The sequence below is a fragment of the Bacillus thuringiensis genome (assembly GCF_001455345.1).
GTDB classification, from domain to species: Bacteria; Bacillota; Bacilli; order Bacillales; family Bacillaceae_G; genus Bacillus_A; species Bacillus_A thuringiensis_N.
This window is the reverse complement of record NZ_CP013274.1, coordinates 2,536,633-2,560,482: the sequence shown is the minus strand read 5'-3', so window position 1 is coordinate 2,560,482 and position 23,850 is coordinate 2,536,633. Positions and strand designations below refer to the sequence as shown.

Sequence of the window (23,850 nt, the reverse complement as noted above, 5' to 3'; positions counted from 1 at the left end):
ATTTTTAACTGTAAATAAAAAATAATCAGATATTTAATGGTGCGTCACTGTTAATTCTATTCTTTATTATTTTTTCTAAAAATTACGGTGCGTGAAATTACTTGCATCTATAAAAAAGAGCCTATTGTCTATAGACCCTTCACATTGCCCAAATTAATTTGTATTCGCCTCTGCTAACGGTTGTAATGGTGGTTCTAATTCTAGTTCTAATATATCTCCTTCTTGTATATCTTGTCCCTTTTCAATACTTTGACTCGTTACATAGCCTGTCCCTGTAGTTTTTAAATCTAATTTTAATAGTTTAGAGAAATACATAGCATCACGCATGGACCACCCTTTTAAATTTGGCATTTTGGGGTTACTTCCTAATAAAAATATACGATCCCCTTCACTCATTACTTCACCAGACTGCGGATATTGTTTTTTGATTTTTTCTTCTCCTAAAATTATCGGCTGGAGTTTTTCTTCTTTTACACTATTCTCTACTGTATCTATTGATTGGTTGACATAATTTTGTACTTTTAATTGAGATCGTTTCGTTGCATCTGTCATTTGTTTTTCTGTAAATGGTTTCACCTTTAAATATTCAAGGCTATTTTTGATAACTGGTTTAAATATTTCAGCAAGTGGCTGAGCTCCATACTCGTCTCCCTTTAACTTTGGCTGCTTAATAGCTAAGTATACAATTAACTCTGGGTCATCAATCGGAGCCATACCTAAAAATGAAAAAATATAATTTTCTTTCCCTTCCATATATCGTCCATTTTCAGGATTCGGAATTTGCGCTGTCCCTGTTTTACCTCCAATTGGATAACCATCCACTTTATACATTGTACCAGTCCCTTTTGAAGACGTAATAACACGTTCCATTAAGTCTCTTACCTTGTTCGCTGTTTCTTTTTTTATCGGATTCCCAATTTCTTTCGGTTGATTTTCCATAATAACTTGTTTGTTTGTTGGATTTACAACTTTGTCAACGATATATGGTTGCATCATTTTCCCGTCATTCGCTATAGCAGTAGCAGCTTGGATTAATTGAATAGGAGTTACTGTAGAACCTTGCCCAAAAGAAGTTGTGACTTGTTGAATTTGTGTATTTAATAATAAAGTATTTTTACTTTCACCAGGTAAATCTATTCCGGTTTTTTGGTTAAATCCAAATTTATTCATATATTGCTTAAATTTATCTGGTTTTAATAATTGATCTTCTAAAATAGAAAAAGCTACGTTTGATGATCTTTCAAAGCCTTCATCAAATGTAATAGATCCCCATCCAAATCCACCATTATGATCTTTTATATCAGATGAACCAACGGAATATTTTCCGGATTGAAAATACTCTTTTCCGTTGTATACACCTTCATTAATTGCAGCAGCTAACGTAAATATTTTCATTGTTGAACCTGGTTCATATGCATTTGCGATTGGATCATTTAAAAAGTATTCAATATCGCCTTTATTAGGATTAAAACTAGGTTTACTAGACATTGCTAAAACTTTCCCTGTCTTTGGATCCGCTATGATTCCTACTAACATGGAAGGATCATAGTGCTCTTGTGCCTTATTCATCGATTCTTCTAAAAAACTATTAATTTGTTTATCAAGCGTAAGGTAAACGTTATTTCCATTTTTAGCGGGTTCTATTTTCCCTATATCATTTGTAAGCGGGATACCTCTTCGCGCTCCTACATATTCTATATTTCCATTTGTCGAGCGCAAATATTTATCCAAACTTTTTTCAAGACCAAATTTTCCTTCTGTATTTCCTTTATCGTCTGGTCTAGCAAAACCAAGTATATAAGATGCAAAATCTTCATTTGGATATACTCTTGCTTTCTCAGACATAAAAGATACACCCGGAATTTTTAATTTTTTAATTTGTTCTTTCTTTTCTCTAGATAAATTTCGACCAACTTTTCCGATTTCAACTTGCGTACGCCCCTCATGAAAATTTTTTAACACATTTTCTTTATCAATTTCAAGCGCATCAGCTAATTGCCCGGCGGTTTCATCTTTATTTTTCACTTTATCTGTTCCTTTTAAATTTACAACAACACGATACGTTGTAGAATCTTGGACTAGCACCTTTCCAGTTTGATCATATATTGTGCCACGATTTGCTTCCAAAACACCATTTTTATTATGTTGTTCAGTTGCAAGATCCTTGACGTTCACATTATGCACGACCCCTACTGCTTGAATATAGAAAAAACGCAAAAGCATAATAAGAAACAAAACAATAAAAGCAATCATAAAATACCGCGCGCCTTTATCCGTTTGAAGTTTATGCATATTGATCTCCTTTCTTTCACAATTAATTACGGCAAAGGTGTGCTACAAATTATGTAGTTTTTGATTTCAATACTATATGTTTCGAACTTTTCTTTTTAATTCCTTTAAAATGTTCTGAAAGTAGCTATTGTTTCTGTTTATTTATCTATTTATAGTACGGTGCGTGAAATTTATGAATATTCAAGCGCGATAAATTTGCCATATGGTGCTCGATACTACTAATTTAAGTTATTTTTTCGGCACCCTTTTATTACGTATCCTCTTATCTTGTTCACAATAAAAAATTTCCCCTCTGGATTTCCAAAGGAGAACTTTTTAACAAACCTATAAATAGTTATTTATAAAAATTAAGCTATATGATTATATTTCGCTAAAAAAGGAATTCGTTTCGCTACCAATGCGTACATTTTAAATACAAATTTCGCTATCGGTTCAAACATACGTGTACTTTGCATTACTAAGCCGCTCGTAATAAATGTTAAGAAAGCAGCACCAAGTATATCTAGAGGATAATGAACACCTACGTACATACGTGATATACCGACTAATACTGCCCAAATAAGAGCGACATATTTAAGTTTTTCTCCTCTAAGTAAAAATACAAATGCAATGGAAAATACAAGTACAGAATGATCACTAACAAATGATGAGTCTGCTGCATGTGGCACTAATTGATGTACATCATGTGATACAAACGGACGTGCATGGTAATATACCGCATGTATCACAACATTTACTAGTAATGCGATAATGACTGAAAGTGTCGTATATAACACTGTGTATTGTTTTTTAATGGCACTGACTTTCTTTCCATTATTAAACCATAAGATAAGCATAAACAAAATTGCTACATATACAGCACTATTTGTAATAGCAATCATTAGCGCATCTAATAGTTTAGACGATCCAGAAAAATTATTAAACCATTGAAATACTGTGTAATTCATAATACTCTCTCCTTACATAAAAGCGTTCTTGATTTACACAGTATACAACATCAATATGAAAATGGGCTTAAACTTTTCTCATCTAATTCTCATTTTACTAGTACTCATTTGACAATATTGAGACTAATTATTACGGCTAATTATGTATAAAGCTGAAAAACCTTTAAAACAATACGAATTACATACTTTTCATATGTAGAATACATAACATTGTTACTTAAATATATTAGTTGCGAAATCGTATTTTTAATACATACGAAGTGCGATATTACCAAATTGTTCTCCTTGTTCCATACGACTTAACGCCCCAATGGCTTCTTCTAGCGAATATACTTTATCAATAATTGGTTTAATTTTATGATTCTCTATAAACTTAATCATTTCATTAAATTCCTCGCGGCTACCCATAGATGTTCCCATTATATCGATTTGATTATAAAATAATGCTCGTAAAGGTAATTCAATTTTATCTCCGGAGCTTGCACCAAAATTAACAATTCTCCCATTTGGTTTTAATACATCAAAGTATTTTAAGAACGTCGCTGGACCTATACTATCGATTATTAAATCTACTTTCTCTCCGCATAAACTCTCTTCCCAATTTCCAGAACTATTAAAAGAAAAGTCTGCGCCATAGGTTTCTGCAAACTTTCTTTTGCTCTCTACCCTTGAAGTAACACTTACTTTTGCGCCAATTGCTTTTGCAAATAACATGGCAAATGTCGCTACACCGCCGCCTATCCCCGGAATTAAAACATGTTCTCCACACTTTACTCTACCCTTTGTAAAAAGCGCTCTATATGCAGTTAGTGCCGATAAAGATAGAACCCCAGACTCTTCCCAAGTAAGATATGACGGTTTTGCCACTACATTTTCAGCTGGCACAATAACATATTCTGCAAACGTTCCATCTTTCGGTCCACCTAACACCTCTGGTAACTCAGGTATTTCAGCAATATTATCCCATCCAATACTAGGATTAATAATAACCTCGGTTTTCAATAAAGCACCTGAAACCCCTTCTCCAATTTCCGTAACAATACCTGCACCATCTGATCCTAGAACTAATGGTAATTGCATTTCTTTTCTATTATTCATTATAAATAAATCGCGATGATTTAAGCCGGCTGATTTTAATTTCACTTTCACTTCTCCAGCATTAGGTGTTATCTCTGGTAATACTTTATATTCTACCCCTTCAAATCCTGCTTTATATTGTTGTACGATAGCTTTCATTATTATTCCCCCTTCATGATTCTAATGTACTAGAAAGTTCGAAATAAACAAAATAATTTGACCGTAAAAAAGAAGGAATGCACAAAAACATCCCTTCTTTCTAAATTATTAAAGTGAAACGGTAGGCAGTATAATCGTAACGATTGTTCCTTCGTCTTCTTTACTCTCTATTTGAATCGTTCCGTTGTATTTCTCTACAAGTCGTTTTGCAATAGACAAACCTAGACCGTTTCCACCCTGTTTTCGACTTCTTGCTTTGTCGACTCGATAAAAACGGTTAAGAACAAAAGGTAAATCAGCTTCGGGTATTCCCGCTCCACGATCTATGATACGAATTTTAACTTTCCCTGATTGTACACTAGATTCAATACAAATATATTTATTAACTTCTTTTGTATACTTCACAGCGTTATCCATTACGATAATAATAATTTGTTCTAAGTAAGACGAAGGTATTGAGACATATGCCGCATCTCCACCCAGTTTCATATCAAATTGAAATTCAGTTTGAAGTACGCAAAAGTTTTGTGTAACTTGTTTTAATATGCTATTTACATGGACAGGATCAGCTGCGATTGGATGCATCTGTTCTGATTCAGCTCTTGATAGTTCTAGCAATTCTAAAACTAACTTATTTAAACGATCGACTTCCTTTAAACTGGATTGAAGCGATTTATCTAAAACTATTGGATCATTTTTCCCCCACCGATTTAACATAGACAAGTGTCCTTGAATAATTGTCAGTGGTGTTCTCAGTTCATGAGATGCGTCTTCTACAAACTGTTTCTGTTGTGTAAAAGAAGTTTCTACCTCATCCATCATTTCGTTAAAAAGAAACGATAATTTTGCAAGTTCATCATTATTTTCACGTACTGGAACTCGTTCATTTAGTCCATTTTTCTTAATGCGTTTCATCGTATCCGTTATATTTTGAACGCTTGATAATAGTTTTTTCGTGATTAGTAGCCCACCTAAAAAACTAAAGATTAGTCCACATATTCCGGCAATAACCATTACTACTAGAATAATTTTTAATAAATGATCGAAAGCCTCTAAGTTTTTCGTAAGTTCAATAGTACCAGTGAACTCTTTTGTTTGGATTGGTATACGCTTAACTAATATGCGATCTTCTACATGTCTTTTTATAAATAATTCCTCTTGTGTAACTTGTTTTGGTTTTATCCATGCTTCATTAAACTCTCGCGAAACAGTAACAATTGTTTTCCCATCCATACCGATAATACGAATCATTTGATGTTTATCAATCATATTGTTTAAGAAATCTTTACTGTTTTCAAACTTTTTTCTCGAAAGGGTATCATTTTTATCTTGGAAATAGGCCGCTATTTCTGTCACTTGTCTATTTATTTGTTTCTGTTCATAGTCTATAGTCCACTTATTAATTACAATAAACTGCAGAGCGCTATATAGAATGAATAAAATAAATACTAGAGTAGTGGACCAAAGTGTTAATTTCCACTTTATAGGTAGATTTCGAATTTGATGCACAATATTTTTAATCATTTCATTATATATCCAGCACCTCGGACCGTTTGGATATATTCCTCCTTATCTACACTATGTAACTTGTTACGTAAATAACGAACGTATACATCAACGATATTTGTCTCAACCATCGCGTCATATCCCCATACTTGATCCAATAAAACATCACGGGTAAGTACTCTATTAATATTTTTCATAAACATCAGCAATAGTTCAAATTCTTTATTTGTTAGTTCTATTTCTTCATTTCCTTTCGTAATCGTTCGCGATTCAATCTGGAGCTGTAAATCTTTGAACGTAAGAGATGAAACATGTTTGTTTTCTATATGTTCTTCTCGTCTAAATATAACTCTCATTCGCGCTAACAACTCTTCAATTGCAAATGGTTTTGGAAGATAATCATCGGCTCCGCTATCTAATCCTGTCACGCGGTCCATAATACTATCGCGTGCAGTCAGCATAATAATAGGTGTATTTTTAGTTGCCCTTAATCTACGACAAACTTCTAGCCCATTTAACCCTGGCAACATTAAATCAAGTAAAATAAGATCATAATTTGTTTCAAGTGCGGCCTCTAATCCCCTCCTTCCATCAAACTGTATGTCTACCTTATATCCTTCATAATTTAATTCTAATTCTAAAAAATCAGCTAAACTTTCCTCATCCTCAATAATTAATATGTGTTGCAACCGTAATTCCTCCTATATAGTTAAATGAATGAGTAATCCTATTCCAAATACAATGGCAATGATTTGATGTGCTTTTCTATACAATATCCAGTTTGTTTTTTTATTATGTTTCTGTAAGAAAAATCCAACAATTCCTAGTATGATTAAAACAAAAAGAGAGAATATACCACTATAAAATATAACCATATGCCGACTTCCTTTTAATAAAAAATAAATGCCGTGAGTAATTGATACAGCTAATACAGTATATCCAATTAATACGTGAAACTTTTTAATGAACAGATATACATCCTTTATCAATTTAAACCCAATTATGTTTTTCTTTTTAAAAAATAACCATACATGACGTAAAATCCATAACGATGCAGCTAAAATTGCACCGTATTCACCGAAAGAACCTAATTTCTTATTTAACCATTTCAAATTTAATGCGTTGCCGTATATTACATTAATAAATAACAATGCTATACTACAAAAAATAATAGTAATGCCAATAATTTTAACATACAAATGAAAATATTTATTTCTTAGTAGCTTCTCCAATTCATTTAAGCTCCTTCCTTATAAACCTTCTGTAACAAGCAGAATATCAAATTAAAAAGAAAGGAACATGAGAAAAAGATTAAAATAAAATGAGAATTTAAATATCACTTGAATTTTCTAGTGATCATTTTTAGCTAATTTTATTATATTTTGAATAAACGGCGCTTTTGCATTTGTATATGAAGCACGATCAAACGGATATGTAGCTGCAAGTTTCTCTTTTAATGCTCTATATTCAATTTGTGCCCATTTATGTTCTATAAGAAAGTCACGAAATAAAATGTTATTCTTCCACTCCTCACTATTATAAATATAAACATGTAAATGATGGGTACCAGCTCTCCATTTTCCCTTTCTAAAAAAACGCCAATTAGGTGTTTCTTTTGGAACATATTCATATCCAATTTTTAATAGCGCTTCAATCCACTTTCCGGTAATTTGCAAATCCGTTACACCAATCATCATATCTATTAGAGGTTTCGCTCCTAATCCCTCGACAGATGTACTTCCTATATGTTCAATAGCAATACAATCTTCCCCGAATAAAGAAATAAATTTCTCTTTTTCTTTTAAATACTCTTCCTGCCAATCTTTTTGATATGGTTTAATAACGATTTGTTGTTCCATTTTATCCACCTTCTTATAATTATTTATTATTATATTTATAAAATTTCATGTGATTAACATAGGATTTTAACAAAATATGTCGAATACTGAAATATACAACTTAATTATAATAAATGCGAGGTATATTATGGAAGCTAAACCGGTTGAAATTCATTTGAATCAAATAACATTCCAATTAAAAGAACATCACAATTTTGATTGGTTATTGAAATTAGGAACCGTATTTGCAGTTTTTGACCAGCAAGATTCAGGTAATGTAAGTTTTGGTGTAGAAAAAAATGGGCATAAGAAATTCATTAAATACGCAGGGGCACAAACAATTGCATATGAAGGAACAATGAAAGACGCTATTAAACGGTTAAGAAATTCAGTTTCCCTATACGAGGAATTAAAGCATGACTCGCTTATAAAACTAATTGAACATTTTCCAGTTCAATCTGGATATGTATTGATTTTCGATTGGTTTGATGGTGAATGTCTTCATTCGCACTGGAGTTTCCCGCCTCCTGAGAAATATAATAATCCAAACTCTCCATTTTATAAATTTAAGCATTTACCTGTTATGAAACGAATTCAATCCTTAAATTCCATTTTTTCTTTCCATACATATGTCGAAAAGAAAAACTATGTAGCGATAGATTTTTATGACGGTAGTATTTTATATGATTTTCATACAAATGAGACAAAAATTTGTGATATTGATTTATATTCTAAAAAACCATACGTGAATAAAATGGGAAGATTATGGGGTTCCTCGCGTTTTATGTCTCCTGAAGAATTTGAGCTAAACGCTATGATTGATGCAAAAACAAATGTATTTAATATAGGTGCAATGGCTTTCGTAATTTTAGGGGGTGGAATAGATCGCTCCTTTACAAAATGGGAAGCAAGTAGGGATTTATATGAAATAGCATATCGCGCTGTAAATGAAAACCGAACTGAACGATATGCATCAGTTGAAGAATTTTATGAAGAATGGCTAAAAGTGGTAAATGCTGAAAAGATATAAACTTATAGTATTAAAAGCATAAAGTTTCTACTATAATCATGTATAATATATATGAAAAGGAAATTCAAAATAATGAGGCAAATATTATGGACTTTGTTTATATTAATCAAAACGTATTAAATAATCTTCTTTACATTTTAATTAGTATCTTTATTTTTTATTTTATATATGATAGCGGGCACTATTTGAAGAAATATAAAAAATTACTTATTATACTTTGTACGAGTATCCCTCTTATTTTATGTATGCGCTATCCTATCTATATGGATGAAAATTGCATTCATGATTTAAGACAAATACCAGTTATAATAGGTACACTTTATGGTGGCTTCCCTGTCGGTATCATATTGTTTGCTATTTTATTAATTACAAGATTTTCATTTTATGGATTTAGTATGTTAACAATACTAGTTTATGGCACAATGTTTATCATTACAGCATTCGCATCCGCAAAATTTAATACGTATAATAGAAAAATCAAAGTAGCTTATACAATGTTTTTAACATTTTTTCTAGGAATATTTACAACTGTAATTGTATTAACTTTATCAGATTTTGAAGTGAATAATTTGTATATTATTTATTTCATAATATTACCAACTACTTTAATGTTGTTTGTAGTTTATTTTAATGAAGTTTTAAAAGATGCAGTATGTATGCGATCGAAGTTAATTAAAATGGAAAAAATGGAAATTGTCAGTCAACTAGCTGCCAGTATATCGCACGAAGTAAGAAATCCCTTAACTGTTGTAAAAGGATTTACTCAACTTTTAAAAACACCAAATTTAACTCCAGAATCAAGAGACGAGTATATTAAGCATATACTTGAAGAATTACATCGTGCCCAAGGAATAATTGATGATTATTTAACGTTTGCCAAACCTGCTTCAGAAAAATTAGATGAGATTTCAGTAGAACAAGAGTTAAATCGAGTTATTAATATGATCTTACCTTTATGTAATATGAATACAATACATATTACAAAAGATTTCTCTACGGCAACAATAGTTGGAAATAAACAGCACTTTCAGCAATGTTTTTTAAACTTAATAAAAAATGGTATTGAAGCAATGCCTAATGGTGGCACTTTAAATATCTCCTCATCTATTAGTAATAATAAAGTTATAATACGAATTGAAGATAGCGGAATTGGTATGTCACAAGAGCAAATAAATCGATTTGGCGAACCGTATTTTAGTACAAAAACGAAAGGTACAGGTTTAGGTACAATGGTTGCTGTTAAGATTATTGAAACGATGCAAGGTAGTTTAAAAATCCGAAGCGTTATTAATAAAGGTACCACTTTGACAATTACATTCCCAAAATGTAATCAGAACTCATCTGAGAACAAATAAAAAAGGAGCATAATTGCTCCTTTTTTATTTGTTTCGATACATAAGTATCTTTTATGTTTTTTTAGTTTACATTTGTAGAGACTAATTAGAAATTAGTACCCTCCGCCCCAGCAGCTGCATCCAACGATAATTAACAAAATAAATAACACAACTAATAAAGCGAAACCTCCACCAAAACCACAAGAACCACCGTAACTCATAATTTCTCCTCCTTTTGGTTTGAAAACTAATAGGTAGTTGATCATTTTAACTGGTTCGTATTATACATTATGTAAATATCCCTTTTTTGAGCATGTCTATATAAAAATAAGTAAAAGCACTCTTTTGAGAGTGCTTTAAAATGGATACCAAAAGTTTTGAAATACATGTAATTTTAAATATACTGCAACAATTAAAATAAATACACCCACAAAGAAAGCAAAGAAATCCCTACTTTTTGCTTTCTTTGTATAAAACCACGTACGTGTATCTTTCTTTCCAAATCCCCTTAAATCCATTGCGTTTGAAACGGTATCGATTCTCTCTAGAGAATGAATAATTAAAGGCCAGAAAATTAAGACACGGTTTTTCATGCGAATCCATAAACTGGATTCTCCTTTTTCAAAAGCTACTCCTCTCGCCTCTTGCGCATGTTTAATAACTTTATATTCGGACTGAATATCAGGTATATAACGTAATGCAATATTTATTGCATATGTCATCTTATAATGAATACGAAATTTACTTAAGCTACTAACGAATTCGCTTGAATCAGTCGTATAAATAAAAATAAGTGTGAATGGTAATAAAGTAAAATATTTTAATGAAAGTGTAGCTGCATAAAATAATGTTTCATACGTAATTGTTGCATACCCAATATGCACAAACGAAGTATAGGATTCGGTTAATTCAGATCCATGGGTTGGTGTAATAAATAAAATCATGACAGAATTTAATAAACTAAATGTGAATATAACACTAAAAACAATAAAAATTTTACGAAATGGAATTTTGGCAACTAAAAGTCCGATACATCCAATCAAAAATACAACTAGCAATACACGAAAATCAAAAAATAAAAAAGTAAGCGTCATACAAAAAATAAATAACAACAATTTTACTGCTCCATCCATGCGATGAAAATATGTACTATACACCTTCCTCCCTCCTCTTAACATCAAAATAAAGTTCTATAAACCTTTCGGGATATGCAATCCCACTAAATTTAACTAGTTTGAATAATGAACTTTCCCTTAGATTCGCTCTTTGTAACGTTTCTGGATGCCCTAATACAATAGACGCGGTATTATTCGCAATAATTTTACCTTCATGTAAAACTATCGCTCTGTCTGTATATTCCAATGCGAGATTCATATCGTGGGTAATAAAAACAAACGATATTCCCTTTGCAGCTAATTGTCTAATAAACGACATAAACTGTTTATAATGATAATAATCTTGTCTCGCTGTCGGTTCATCTAATATGATAAGCTTCGGATTTGTTGTTAGTACAGATGCAATCGTTAATCTCTTTTTTTGTCCATAACTTAACGCATGAATTGGCCAATTTCGAAATGGATACAAACCACAAACTTTTAACGCTTCTTCCGCTCTAAGCTTAATTTCTTCCTTTGAAATTTTTTTAAATTTTAATGAAAACGAAACCTCTTCCATAACAGTAGGTTGAGTAATCATATGATTAGGATTTTGCATCACATAAGATATAACCTCACCGCGTTTACGAATAGACCAAGAATTAATATTTACTCCATCAATTAAAATCCTATCATTCTTTGTTTTGTTTATCCCTATAAGACTATGAGCTAATGTTGATTTTCCAGCTCCATTATGGCCTAAAAGTGCTACTATTTCCCCTTTATATATAGAGAAATTCACATTATCTAATACTTTTTGTTTATTAGAATATGAGAATGACAAATTCTCTACTTTCAATAATTCTTTTTTTGTAGGAGTGTCTTTACAAAAAACTTGCTTCTCCATCCACTCATTTATTACGCTACTAACACTTTCCCTCTGAAGATTTTCAAGTGGGTATATTACGTCATTATTACTATCAAAATGTAATCTCTTTAATACTTCTATATACATAGGTTCTCTTAAGCCTATAGATGGTAATATATTTGACGCTAAAATCTTTTCAGGTGTCCCAATCGCAACAATTTCACCTTCATCAATTAAAATGATTTTATCTAAATCCAGGTTTAACATTTCTTCTATTCGATGTTCAATAATTACAATTGTTTTATTATATTGTTTATGTATATCTTTAATTAGTTGTATTGTATGTATGGCGCTTAGCGGATCTAAATTTGCTAACGGTTCATCGAACAATAATATATCAGCATTTGTTGTTAACAGACCTGCTAGAGAAACAGTTTGTTTTTGCCCTCCTGATAATTCATGTGGACTTTGTTTATGAAAAGTATGCATCTTCACCTTTTTTAATGAATCCGAAACAATCTTTTTCATATCAACTTGATTTACACATTCGTTTTCTAAATAAAAAGCTACATCTTCTTCTACTGTAAGACCAATAAATTGTGCATCTTGATCTTGCAAAATTGTTCCAACCTGTTTACTCTGTTCAAAAATACTTCCTTTCCTCGGATCTTTTCCGTCAATTAAAATAGTACCAGTACTAGTCCCTTCATAAGAAAATGGGATTAGCCCATTCATACAATGAGCTAACGTTGACTTCCCTGAACCACTACGTCCAGCAACTAGTACTTTTTCTCCAGGATATATATGAAACGTAATGTCTTTTACAGTAGGCTGTGCTGCATGCTCATATTGAAAGCTGAATTGTTCAAAAGAAATAATTGGTTGCATGTTAACATCCCTACTTTTCAATTTTTAAATGTGTATGTTTCTTATTAGATTTTGCTAAACCAATTGTAATTGGCAATCCAAGAACTAAAAACACAATAACATCAGCAATTGTTGCTCCTAATACTTGTATAACAATTTTGTCAAACGGTTCTCCCATCACAATAATATCGAATGCCCCAGCAAATATAATTGCAATGACAATACCAATTAACCCAGTAATGGCTAAATAAGAAATATCACCCTTATTATACGTCCCGTTTTTCACACTAAAGCCAACTCGTTTTTGAATGAGTCCCATTGCAAGGCCAATAATTCCTGAACTAATAACCCCCCCCCACCAAATACCCCATCCAGCGATTGTATCTGTTACGGTATGACCGATAAGTCCTATTAATAGTCCTGCCACTGGACCAAATAAAGCTCCAAAAACAGTTAATATAGCTAATGCAGGTTTAATAAATGTATTTGGTGCAATAGAAAACCCCCAAAGTCCTAATATCCCGTATAAAGCCGATCCAATTCCAATTGCTACTACTAATTTTGTTGATAATTTGTTCATTTCAATTCCCCTCTCATATTAGTCAACTTTTATTACTCTATATTTATTTTGAAAATGAATTATGCATCGACACTTCCTTTCTATACAACAAAAAATGACCTCTTACATAAGAGGTCATTTTCTTTCACGTTCAAGAATCCTCTTATCTTCCAAAAAACACATCGTGTTCTCTGCGGAATTAGCACCTTCCTATAAATTTACATAGGGGTTGCTGAGGTTTCATAGGGCCGTTCCCTCCACCTCTCTGGATAAGTATTAATTTGTAATTCGTATTATGGCACTAAGAAGTATAAATTTCAATACTTTTCTAATTATTTTTATTTTTTATTTAACGGTACATTTAAATCATTGTATTCTTATCGGAATTATGAAATAATAAATTCAAAATAGTTACGGGAGGAATGTACGATGAAAGTAATTGGTTTAATTGGTGGACTAAGTTGGGAATCTACATCGTTATACTATAAACATATTAATACACTTACACTCTCTCAATATGATCAAAATGCAAAGCTTGTTTTATATAGCATGGACTTTGGTGAGGTAACTACTTTATTACAAAATCATCAGTATGAAGAAGTGAAAAACGAATTAGTCACAGTTGCAAAAAAGGTTGAAAAATCTGGAGCTGAATTTTTATTAATGTGTTCCAATACGGTCCATTTATTTGCTGAAGAAGTAGAAAGTGCAATATCCATCCCGCTTCTTCACATTGGTGATGTAAGTGCTAAAAAAATGGTAGAACAGAATATACAGCGTATTGGACTATTGGGTACGAAACAAACGATGGAACAAGACTTCTATAAATCACGTCTAGCAAATTATAACATTGAGACAATCATCCCAAATAAAGAGGAAAGAAATTTTATTCATCATGTTATTTTAAATGAATTAAGTAAAGGAATTATTTCAGAAACATCAAAAGAAAAACTATTACAAATTACAAAATCATTAATTCAAAATGGCGCAGAAGGAATATTACTAGGATGTACTGAAATTCCTTTGCTTATTTCCCAAAATGACCTTACTGTACCTGTTTTTGATACTGCTTTTTTACACGCAAATACTGCTGTGCAGTTTGCGGGATAATAATATACAAGCATAAGGATTGAACCTCTATGCTTGTATATTGTTGACACTATTTATTTAAAAGAGATTCAATAACTGCAATTGCTTTTTTGGAACCACCACATTCTAAAAAACTATCGTTAAGTTTTCGTATACCATGTTTATACTTTTCATTTGAAAGTACATCTGTTACCGCTTCTTTCAAAGTTTGCATATTAACATGCTCTTTCAATAACCAATGTGCTGCTTCAAGCTCAGTTAATCTTTGTGCTATCATTGGCTGATCTTTATCATGTGGAATTATGACAAATGGGACATTAAAATAAATGGCATCGTGAACGCTATTCATACCGCCATGTGTAATAAAAACATCTGCTTCACTTAATATTTCTGATTGGGGTACGTATGAAGAAATTATAAAATTATTTGGCGCTTTTTTAATTTTAGAACGATCATTTCTATCACCAATTGTCATTATAACTAACCCATCAAAATCTGAGAAAGCATCAATACATGTATTAAAGAATGGTTCGAGTCCTTCAAGTAGTGTTCCCATTGAAATGTAAATCACTTTCTTATCTTTAAGCAATTCAAGTGGAAACTCTACATTTGTTTTACGCTTTGAAATACTCGGCCCAATAAAAATGTTATTTTCTCCGAATGAATCGCTATTAGGTTGAAAATAACGACTTGTGTACACGAGAGAAATATCTCCCTTATTATGCATAAATTGAAGATTATTTTTAGGCTTTACGCCAAATTTATGTTCCATTTGATATAGTAATTGGCTGGAAAGCTCATCGGGTTGGAATTGTATTTCTGCATTTGGATGAAAAGGTAAAGTCTCTAAAATTTCTGGAGGAATTAAAAATATAGGAGAAGAAACTACACCTGGAATTTGTAAATACTCCTTTACTAACTCTCCAGCACCAAATATATCATAAATTACGAAATCAAAATTTATGCTTTCACATAATTTTTTCGTAATTTCTAATATATATAAAGAAGTTTGAACATGTACATGAAAGAAAGAATTCAACCCATATGAACTTTCAGTATCAATAGAAATCTCCTTTAATAAATCTGGATGGGTATAAACGGTAGCTCCCAAATCTTCAATTCTGCCTTTAAAGTGTTCTGTTGTAATATAATGTACGTGATCCCCCCGTTCAGTAAAGGCTTTGACTAAACTTAATGTAGGATTTACATGTCCCTCTGCCGGAAAGTTAACCACTAAAATATTTAGCACTTATTTCTCACTCCTTACATTTAAATGCTCTTATTAATCATACTGTAATTATTACAGTCAATCTTCCCCTAATAGTCCTAATATACTTACTGCTTTAGATTGATAAATAATTGTCAGTTAATAAATTAAAAAAGGCATCTACATAAGTAGATGCCTAACCGTGATAAGGAGTGTTCTGTGAGGTTAGAAAAAGCTTTTCAGCTTGTCCTATGCTATCAATATATGATTTAATTTATAAAATGTGAATAATTGATAGCATAATTTTATTCCTCACTATCACCCATTTTGAATCTATCCCTATATGAAAATGCATCTAGTTTCTATAACATTTCATATGTTTTAATCCTCTCTAGAACTATCTATTTTTATCGTTTCTCCAGTCAATCACTTATTTTTCAATTCGAAATAAGCATCTAATATTTCTTTTCCAATATCAGAGTTAATGCCAGATTTATCATTAATAACCCATGGCACAACTACAGAGAATGCTATTTCTGGATTATCATATGGCGCATATCCTGCTAATGTTAAATTATAACATTCTCTTCGCTCACCTTTTTCATTTCTTCCAATATCACTTTCTCCACCGTATACTGTCTGTGCTGTCCCTGTTTTTCCCGCTGGTTTATACGGTGCTTTTTGGAATGTCTTTACTCCAGTCCCATCACCTTCTTGGAAAACTCTTCTAAATCCTTCCTTTACTTGATTTATATATTCCTCTTTCATATCTATTTTATTTAAAACGATTGGTTCTACTGAATGCACCACTTTACCAATCTCATCTTTTTGAGCGGTTTGCTCTCTAACCTCTTGAACAATCTGTGGCTTCATTCGATATCCACCGTTTGCAATTGTTGAAATATACTGTACAAGCTGAAGCGGTGTATACGTGTCATACTGGCCAATTGAGTAGTCTAATAAGAAACCTGGTTGGTTATCTTTTTTACCAATTTGTCCAGCTGTTTCATTCGGTAAATCGATGCCTGTTGGAACACCTAATCCAAATTGCCTGAAATAATATCTCATTTTATCAAAGTATCCCTGTTTAATATTTAATGAACTATTTTTCACATAATCCACACCTGCAATTTTTAATGCTGTATTAAACATATAAACGTTTGAAGAAACTTGTAACGCTCTTAAATCGTCAATATTTCCAAATTCTTTCCAAGACTTCTTCTCCTTAGTACCTTTAAACTTCATAGGTGCATCATAAAAATAAGTACCTGGTGTTATAGCTTTCGTTTCAAATCCAGTTAAAACTGTCGCACCTTTAACTGTTGATCCCAACTCGTATGAACTAGTCATTGTGCCTAATGCATAGTCTTCAACTTCTGTTTTTCCGTCTTTTTCTACAAGTCTTTTCCCAGCCATTGATAAGACTTGTCCGTTATTCGGATTCATCATTACAACGAAAGCACGGTCCAACATGGATTCCGATCCTTTATATGCCTTTAATATTTTTTCAATACTTTCTTCTACTTTTTTCTGCAATTTCATATCTATTGTTAAAGTTAAGTTCTTCCCGCTCTTTCCCTCAGAAACTGTTTCGGTTCTAATTGTATTCCCTTGTTTATCAGCAACGCTTCTTACTTCTTTTTTTGTACCATGAAGTACATCTTCGTATTGCTGCTCGATATAACTTTTTCCAATCCTATCATTTCGGCTATAATCACGTACCAAATAGTAATCTAATCGTTCACTCGGTAATCCTTCATCGGCATTAGAAATATTTCCAAGAACGGATCGGAATAATCCATTATTTACATACACTCTCTCCCAATCAACAGATACGTCTACACCTGGGAAATTCGCTAAACCTTCACTAATTATAGTAAATTCCTTTTCACTAACATCTTTTTTAATAATTTGAGGAGCCATTTGATAACCAGAAGTCATCTTACTTTTAATAGCTAACACTTTTATATCTTTATCTGTTAATTCCTGAAGATTTTTATCTGTAACTCGTTTTCTTTTTAACTCTTCAATTTTTTTATCTAGCGTCTTGCCGCTTATATCCTTCTCCCTAAATGTACCTATTTCTTTTTTAGATACTAGATTTTCAGCAAGTTTCGGATTTAATTGCATCCAAAAATCCTTCATATCTGTCTCAGTTAACTTAACTATATCTTCTTGTGGCATTTCAATTATGTCTGCAAGTTGTCTTGCCGTTTTTAAAATATCTTCTGATTTTACGCCTTTCATCTTTGTATACGTGATTGTACGTAAAGATTTATTATCAACAACTGGATTCCCTTCTCGATCAAATATTTTTCCACGTGGGACGGAAAGACTCACAGTTGCATTTTCTCTTTTTTCTACTTCATTTTTATAAGTCTCTCCATCGACAATTTGCACTTTACCTAACTTTACAATCATTGTAGAAAATAATAAAAATACACAAAGAAATAAAATATTTAAACGCGTCGGTATTGCTCTACCTGTTTTCCCTTCTTGCTTTTTCACCTTGTCATAATCTCCTCCTTACAGTAGTTCTAGTAATAATTGATTCTATATATTAAAAATAATGCACATTTTCTATGCATTACTTTGCACAAATATTAATATACCGATAAAAACTTAATAGTAATTAAAACAAAGGTTAAGAAAAGGTAAAGTTTACTAGATTAAATATAAAAATACCCAATGAAAAAAGTTTAACTTTTTTCATTGGGTATTTAATCATTTATTTAAGAGTTAATACTAGAACGTATCGATATACATGTATCGTCACAATTTGATAGAGATTCTTTACTCTGAACTTTCGGCAAATAAATCGTTACTGTCGTCCCGACACCAATCTCACTCATAATGCTTATTTTCCCTTGATGACTTTCAATAATTTTATAACTTAACATTAACCCGATGCCGGTACCTTTCTCTTTCGTACTATAAAAAGGCTCACCTAATCTCTTAATTCTTTCTTCAGGTATCCCTATTCCTTCATCAATTACATGAATAATGACACCCTCATCTTTTATCTCTTTTAAATGAATCGCAATTTTCCCGCCATTTGGCATAGCTTCGATTGAATTTTGCAAAATATTAATAAACACTTGTTTCAACTGATTTTCTGAGCATTCAATACTTATATCTTTGGTGTCTGTATATAGTTCAACCTGTATATTGGTCATAATTGCTTTTGTATTCATTAACGATACGACATTTTTATAAATTTGATATATATTTTTTTGTTCTGTATTTATTTCATCTGTTTTAGCAATTGATAAAAACTCTTGAAGAATCGCTTCTATTCTTTCAATTTCAGAAAGCATTAAATCAAAATATTTTTCTTGATCTTCTTTATTAATTTGGAATAACTGTATAAACCCTTTAATGACTGTTAATGGATTCCTCACTTCATGAGCAACACCAGCTGCTAATTGGCCGATTGCTGCAAGTGTATCTGATTTATTTAGTAATTCTTCGGTCTTTTTCCGCTCTGTAATATCGCGTACAATAATCATAATTTTATCATGTAATAATGGTAAGCATCTAGCCTCAAAGAAATCAATACTTCCATTAATTGCAAGAGGGTATTCAACAATTACATTCGTTTCTTTTTCCTTCACTTGATGAATAGCTTCCTGAAACTGCTGTGCAACTGGAGGTGGTAATACTTCGAAAAACTTTTTTCCCATAAAAGCTTCTGCCGGTACGTAAAATTTTGTAGGGGAGCCTGCTTTATAATCTATAATTGTGCCATCAACTTCTGTTAAGAAACATAGATCTGGTAAAGCTTTAAAAATTAATTCCAATTCCGACGTTTGTTGTTTTAATTGCTCTTCTATCGCTTTTAAATGTGTAATATCTACACCAACAGCCCAGTAGCTAAATCCTGTTACAGGAAACTGTTCTGATATATTGGACCACATAATTGTTTTGGTTTCACCATTTTTACACGTTAAGTGCATTTCCCAATCTCTGAAATTTTTTCCACAAGTTAAAAATTTCGTTTGTATTCGATGACGATAATTATGATCCGGGTACAATAGTTGAAGTGCATTTGGATTCCCTATTATTTCTTCAGCGGTATAACCTGTTACAATTTCACACTCTCGATTCCACAAAACAAAATCTCCATTATAATCAAGCGCATCAACCATAACAGGCATGTTTTGTAAAATCGTGTGTAATTCCTCCTCTTTTCGAGAAAGCAATGTTGTATTTTTACTTTGAAATACTTTTGTTGCCCCATCTATAATTAGACTTGAAAGCATTTCAAAATATTTTTGACAATTGAAAATTTCACTTTTGTTTGACCATACTACAAAAGATCCTAAATGTTGATTGTATAAAAAAATGGGGATTTCAATTTTGGGAAGTTTACATATTTTCGTCTCATTTATTCCAAAAGAAAATATACATTCTTTTTCAGCATCAAGAAGTTGATGTGATATGTTGGTTAATTGATAAAATTGTTCTGCCATGGTTTCTATTGTACTCACATCAATAAGTTCCATTAGCCGCGCATTCATTCTTTTTTCACCTCAATATGTAAAATTAATACAAATTCAAAATTTATACTTCTCCATTATACGAAGAATGTGCCTTTAGGTATATAGCTGTAGAATAATTATTCGAACAAATTTTATTTTTCAATTAAAAAAGAGATGAATTTACGTATAAAATGAAACATTAATCATTATGTATTTTGTTCATCACACATCAATTCTGATTTGACGAGCAACATAAATCGCGCCGTCGTGCATACATCTAATTTTGATATTAACGTTTTACACGTCGATTGTAGTAGTATAAAAATACAAAAAAAATAAAGTTCATAAAATTTTCACAATTATTTTGAAAAATATAAACATTTATTCCAATATATTCTATATAATAAGATGTAATAAGGCTTCTATGAATCTCATAGAATACCTTACCCCTAATAAAAAGAAAAAAAGAATCTATGTAGATTCTTTTTTTCTTTTTTTCTTTTTTTCTTACATTACATATTTATATAAAGCATATGCAACACCGTGTTCTTCATTAGTCAATGTTTCGTATTGACACATAGATTTTATTTCTTCAACTGCATTTCCCATTGCAATTGATAGATTTGCTTTTTCCATCATAGATACATCGTTTAGCCCATCACCTATCGCTACAGTATTTTCAACTGGAATATTCAGATGTTCTGCTAAAGTATATAGTCCATTTCCTTTTTGAGCATCTCGATGATTAATCTCTAAATTATGCCAATAGGAAGATGTAATTGCTAAATCAGTATTATGCAGAAACGTTTCTTTTAACTTTTTTAATTTTTCCATGTCATAAGAAAATGGTAAAAGCTTATGCACATGTATGTCTGTTTCTACAATTGGTTTACAACTTTCTGCACTAAAAAATGCTGTATGTTCAAGGTATAATGCTGCAATCGTTTCTAACTCTTTCAAATCGATATTTTCATTTGAATTTTTCACATAATCGATTTCATTACGTACACTCTCTACTCCATATTCCGGTACGTACACACCTTTATTAGTATAAAGCTGATAATATAATCCATTTTCTTCAAGATAATTCACAATCTCAAGCGCCTGCATATTTTGAATTGGATATCTCTCCATCATTTTTTTATCATTATATATAAGCGCACCATTTTCGGCAATAATTGGACACTCCAAATTAACTTCTAACAACAATCGTTCAATATCGACGATAGAACGACCTGTACAAATTGCTACAACATGGCCTGCTTCCTGACATTTTCGAATTGCCTCTGCATTCTCTTTACTAATCATTTTATTCCCCGAAAGAAGAGTTCCATCTAAATCAATTGCGATTAATTTCATTATTTCTTCACCACTTTCTATATATACACGAGTCATATTAAACGAAAGGTATCGTTTTCATACTGATTTCATGAAGTACTCCTTATTTATAATTTATGAAAAGCGTTTCAGGTCAAGAAATAATTATAAATAAAATCCAAAGCAAGGGCTTTGGATTTTAAACTATGAATTATAACGAATATATTTTGTCTCACACGTGTATACATTCTTTTCTTTAGTTGGGACGTATACTTTAAACTTTTCTAAACGTTTTCCGTAAACATGAATAGTGACAACGCTTTCATATTTGGCTATTTCAAGGATATGACAATCAGCTGGTGGAATGACTTTATCTGTTTCTCCTTCTCCCAAATAAAGATTTCCTGTATGAGTTAAATAAACAAGTGAATTTTCAAGCTGCTTAGTTTGTATAAAGTTCTGCACCATTATTCTTCCTGTAAATACGCCTTCTACTCCCCATGTGCCATCATGATCATGTAAAGGAGTCGATTGTCCATCTTTCCATACAAGAGCTAATACTTCAAAACGATTTAAAGGATCTTCATATAATAAGTGTCGTGCATATTGAGCCGAATTCGCCTTCTGTTTTTCTAACGGAAGCCATGTTTTCTTTTCTAAAAGTTCTTCTAATAATTTTTCAATCCCACAAACAATTTGATCTTCTAACAAATTACTATTTATTAAATCTGTTACAGCTTTAATAAATGTTTGGAACGTCTTACTTCCATTACACGTTAACATAAGCATCCTCCTCTACTCTTATTCACACACTTCCATACTAAATAACCAACTAAAATTTTACAATTGAGAAATAAAAAAACAAGGTACAGTAAGTTTGTACCTTGCTGAACAGTTTATTGAGTTTTTAAGCAGATAGGTAAGAATTTCAAAGTTTGTTCATTCTCCAATATACATTTTTCTAAATCGAAAGATGAAGATAACTCTATTTTTTCAAAAGCATTTATAAAAGTACTTAAAGCAATCTCAGCTTCTAAACGTGCAAGTGGTGCTCCTAAGCAAAAGTGAGCACCTTTACCAAATGTTAAATGCTTTTCATTTCCTATTCGGTGTATATTAAATTTAGAGGCTTGTGCAAACTTTTTCTCATCTAAGTTTGCTGCACTAACCCATGCAACAACCATTTGATCCTTTTTCATTAAAGGTCCAAATATATTGGTGTCTTCTGTAATTCTCCTAGCTAATGTAACAGGAAAGCGATAGCGTAATACTTCCTCAATCGCTTTTGAAATTAATTTAGGTTCTTTTCTTAATTCTTTATATGTTCCAGGTGAATCCACTAAGAAACAATAAAAACTATTAATAATTAAATTTGTAGTTGTTTCATTACCAGCCGCTAATAAACCTAATGAAAAAGTAACAATTTCTTCATCAGTTAATCTTTCGCCTTCATATTCAGCTCGTATTAAATCTGAGATAATATCATCGGTTAAAAGGTATCTCTTTTCCTGAACGATCGGTAGAAGATATGTTTTAAATTCATTTAGTGCTATCCCCTTTTCTGCATCCAGATCATTAAACTTTTCTTTACTATACGGCATAAATAAAATATCAGACCATGCTTTAATTTTTTTACGGTCAGTTGTTGGCACTCCTAATAAATCGGATATGACGGTAACAGGTAAAGGGGCTGCAAACTCTTCAACGATATTAACTTCACTATATTTTCCAATATGTTGTACAAGTTCATTTGCGATAGCCTGTATTCGAGGTTTCCATTGTTCTAAACTTCTTGGAGTAAATGCTTTAGAAACGATAGAACGTACATTACGATGTTCTGGCGGATCAGTAGAATTGATATTTATTCGAGTTTCTAAAGGTGGGATTGAGAATTGTCTTCGTTCTCTTCTACTTGAAAACAAGCGATAATCCGATAAAACTCGATTTACATCTTCATACAAAAATACATTCCAAACATCTTGCTCTTCATCATAATATACGGGGTGATTATCCCTCATAAATTGATACCACTCATACGGATTCCACAATTCTTCTTTCGTTTTCAGCTTTGAAATTTCATGAACTAAAATTACATTTTCAGGCGAAGCCATAGTCCTTTCCTCCCTTTTCTTTTACAATAAAAGTGATAGGTCGGTAATTCAAAGTTGTATAATCTAACATATGT

Annotated in this window: 20 protein-coding genes and 1 riboswitch; of the genes, 3 read left to right on the top strand and 17 right to left on the bottom strand. The window is 31.7% G+C overall.

Going from position 1 to position 23,850, the window contains the following annotated elements; all coding sequences use genetic code 11:
- Positions 1–153: 153 nt before the first annotated feature.
- The 7 genes from ATN06_RS13305 to ATN06_RS13275 all read right to left on the bottom strand — a co-directional run bounded on the left by ATN06_RS13305 (position 154) and on the right by ATN06_RS13275 (position 7,840).
- On the bottom strand, positions 154–2,292 hold the full coding sequence (locus tag ATN06_RS13305; protein ID WP_060631025.1) for a penicillin-binding protein: 2,139 nt from the start codon (positions 2,290–2,292) through the stop codon (positions 154–156).
- Positions 2,293–2,639: 347 nt separating this feature from the next.
- Complete coding sequence (locus tag ATN06_RS13300) at positions 2,640–3,239, bottom strand: undecaprenyl-diphosphatase (RefSeq protein WP_060631024.1); 600 nt, start codon at positions 3,237–3,239, stop codon at positions 2,640–2,642.
- A 246-nt stretch (positions 3,240–3,485) separates the two neighbouring features.
- Positions 3,486–4,475 (bottom strand): zinc-binding dehydrogenase, encoded by a 990-nt coding sequence (locus tag ATN06_RS13295; protein WP_060631023.1) that lies wholly within the window; start codon positions 4,473–4,475, stop codon positions 3,486–3,488.
- A 108-nt stretch (positions 4,476–4,583) separates the two neighbouring features.
- Positions 4,584–5,999 (bottom strand): HAMP domain-containing sensor histidine kinase, encoded by a 1,416-nt coding sequence (locus ATN06_RS13290; protein WP_060631022.1) that lies wholly within the window; start codon positions 5,997–5,999, stop codon positions 4,584–4,586.
- Complete coding sequence (locus tag ATN06_RS13285) at positions 5,996–6,670, bottom strand: response regulator transcription factor (protein ID WP_060631021.1); 675 nt, start codon at positions 6,668–6,670, stop codon at positions 5,996–5,998. The genes ATN06_RS13290 and ATN06_RS13285 overlap by 4 nt, the downstream gene beginning before the upstream one ends.
- Positions 6,671–6,682: 12 nt before the next feature.
- Positions 6,683–7,213: a hypothetical protein gene (locus ATN06_RS13280; RefSeq protein ID WP_060631020.1), complete on the bottom strand. Its 531-nt coding sequence runs from the start codon at positions 7,211–7,213 to the stop codon at positions 6,683–6,685.
- Positions 7,214–7,330: 117 nt separating this feature from the next.
- On the bottom strand, positions 7,331–7,840 hold the full coding sequence (locus ATN06_RS13275) for a GrpB family protein (protein ID WP_060631019.1): 510 nt from the start codon (positions 7,838–7,840) through the stop codon (positions 7,331–7,333).
- A 127-nt stretch (positions 7,841–7,967) separates the two neighbouring features.
- Between ATN06_RS13275 and ATN06_RS13270 the strand changes: the two genes are divergently transcribed.
- Positions 7,968–8,849 (top strand): protein kinase domain-containing protein, encoded by an 882-nt coding sequence (locus ATN06_RS13270; protein WP_060631018.1) that lies wholly within the window; start codon positions 7,968–7,970, stop codon positions 8,847–8,849.
- 86 nt (positions 8,850–8,935) lie between these two features.
- Positions 8,936–10,204 (top strand): sensor histidine kinase, encoded by a 1,269-nt coding sequence (locus ATN06_RS13265; RefSeq protein ID WP_060631017.1) that lies wholly within the window; start codon positions 8,936–8,938, stop codon positions 10,202–10,204.
- A 92-nt stretch (positions 10,205–10,296) separates the two neighbouring features.
- Here ATN06_RS13265 and ATN06_RS28445 read toward each other — a convergent pair whose 3' ends face one another.
- From ATN06_RS28445 to ATN06_RS13250, 4 genes are all read right to left on the bottom strand, one after another.
- Positions 10,297–10,404: a YjcZ family sporulation protein gene (locus tag ATN06_RS28445; protein WP_000120182.1), complete on the bottom strand. Its 108-nt coding sequence runs from the start codon at positions 10,402–10,404 to the stop codon at positions 10,297–10,299.
- A gap of 135 nt (positions 10,405–10,539) precedes the next feature.
- Positions 10,540–11,340, bottom strand: a complete 801-nt coding sequence (locus ATN06_RS13260) for an energy-coupling factor transporter transmembrane component T family protein (RefSeq protein WP_060631016.1) — start codon at positions 11,338–11,340, stop codon at positions 10,540–10,542.
- Positions 11,333–13,033 (bottom strand): ABC transporter ATP-binding protein, encoded by a 1,701-nt coding sequence (locus tag ATN06_RS13255; protein WP_060631015.1) that lies wholly within the window; start codon positions 13,031–13,033, stop codon positions 11,333–11,335. Before ATN06_RS13255 ends, ATN06_RS13260 begins: the two co-directional genes overlap by 8 nt.
- A 10-nt stretch (positions 13,034–13,043) precedes the next feature.
- On the bottom strand, positions 13,044–13,592 hold the full coding sequence (locus tag ATN06_RS13250) for an ECF-type riboflavin transporter substrate-binding protein (RefSeq protein WP_060631014.1): 549 nt from the start codon (positions 13,590–13,592) through the stop codon (positions 13,044–13,046).
- A gap of 139 nt (positions 13,593–13,731) precedes the next feature.
- Positions 13,732–13,847: riboswitch (SAM riboswitch) on the bottom strand.
- A gap of 153 nt (positions 13,848–14,000) precedes the next feature.
- Between ATN06_RS13250 and ATN06_RS13245 the strand changes: the two genes are divergently transcribed.
- A complete protein-coding gene (locus ATN06_RS13245) occupies positions 14,001–14,681 on the top strand; it encodes an aspartate/glutamate racemase family protein (protein ID WP_060631013.1) in 681 nt (226 codons plus the stop codon).
- A 49-nt stretch (positions 14,682–14,730) separates the two neighbouring features.
- On the opposite strand, the gene ATN06_RS13240 is transcribed toward ATN06_RS13245, so the two are convergent.
- The 6 genes from ATN06_RS13240 to ATN06_RS13215 form a co-directional block, all read right to left on the bottom strand.
- Complete coding sequence (locus ATN06_RS13240) at positions 14,731–15,909, bottom strand: macrolide family glycosyltransferase (protein WP_060631012.1); 1,179 nt, start codon at positions 15,907–15,909, stop codon at positions 14,731–14,733.
- 384 nt (positions 15,910–16,293) lie between these two features.
- On the bottom strand, positions 16,294–18,375 hold the full coding sequence (locus tag ATN06_RS13235) for a peptidoglycan D,D-transpeptidase FtsI family protein (RefSeq protein WP_060631011.1): 2,082 nt from the start codon (positions 18,373–18,375) through the stop codon (positions 16,294–16,296).
- A gap of 224 nt (positions 18,376–18,599) precedes the next feature.
- Positions 18,600–20,387 (bottom strand): PAS domain-containing sensor histidine kinase, encoded by a 1,788-nt coding sequence (locus ATN06_RS13230; RefSeq protein WP_060631010.1) that lies wholly within the window; start codon positions 20,385–20,387, stop codon positions 18,600–18,602.
- 468 nt (positions 20,388–20,855) lie between these two features.
- On the bottom strand, positions 20,856–21,707 hold the full coding sequence (locus ATN06_RS13225) for a Cof-type HAD-IIB family hydrolase (RefSeq protein WP_060631009.1): 852 nt from the start codon (positions 21,705–21,707) through the stop codon (positions 20,856–20,858).
- Positions 21,708–21,869: 162 nt separating this feature from the next.
- Positions 21,870–22,448, bottom strand: coding sequence for a cysteine dioxygenase family protein (locus ATN06_RS13220; protein ID WP_060631008.1), 579 nt, complete (start codon positions 22,446–22,448; stop codon positions 21,870–21,872).
- Positions 22,449–22,561: 113 nt separating this feature from the next.
- Positions 22,562–23,776: a cytochrome P450 gene (locus ATN06_RS13215; protein WP_060631007.1), complete on the bottom strand. Its 1,215-nt coding sequence runs from the start codon at positions 23,774–23,776 to the stop codon at positions 22,562–22,564.
- Between the last annotated feature and the right edge of the window lie 74 nt (positions 23,777–23,850).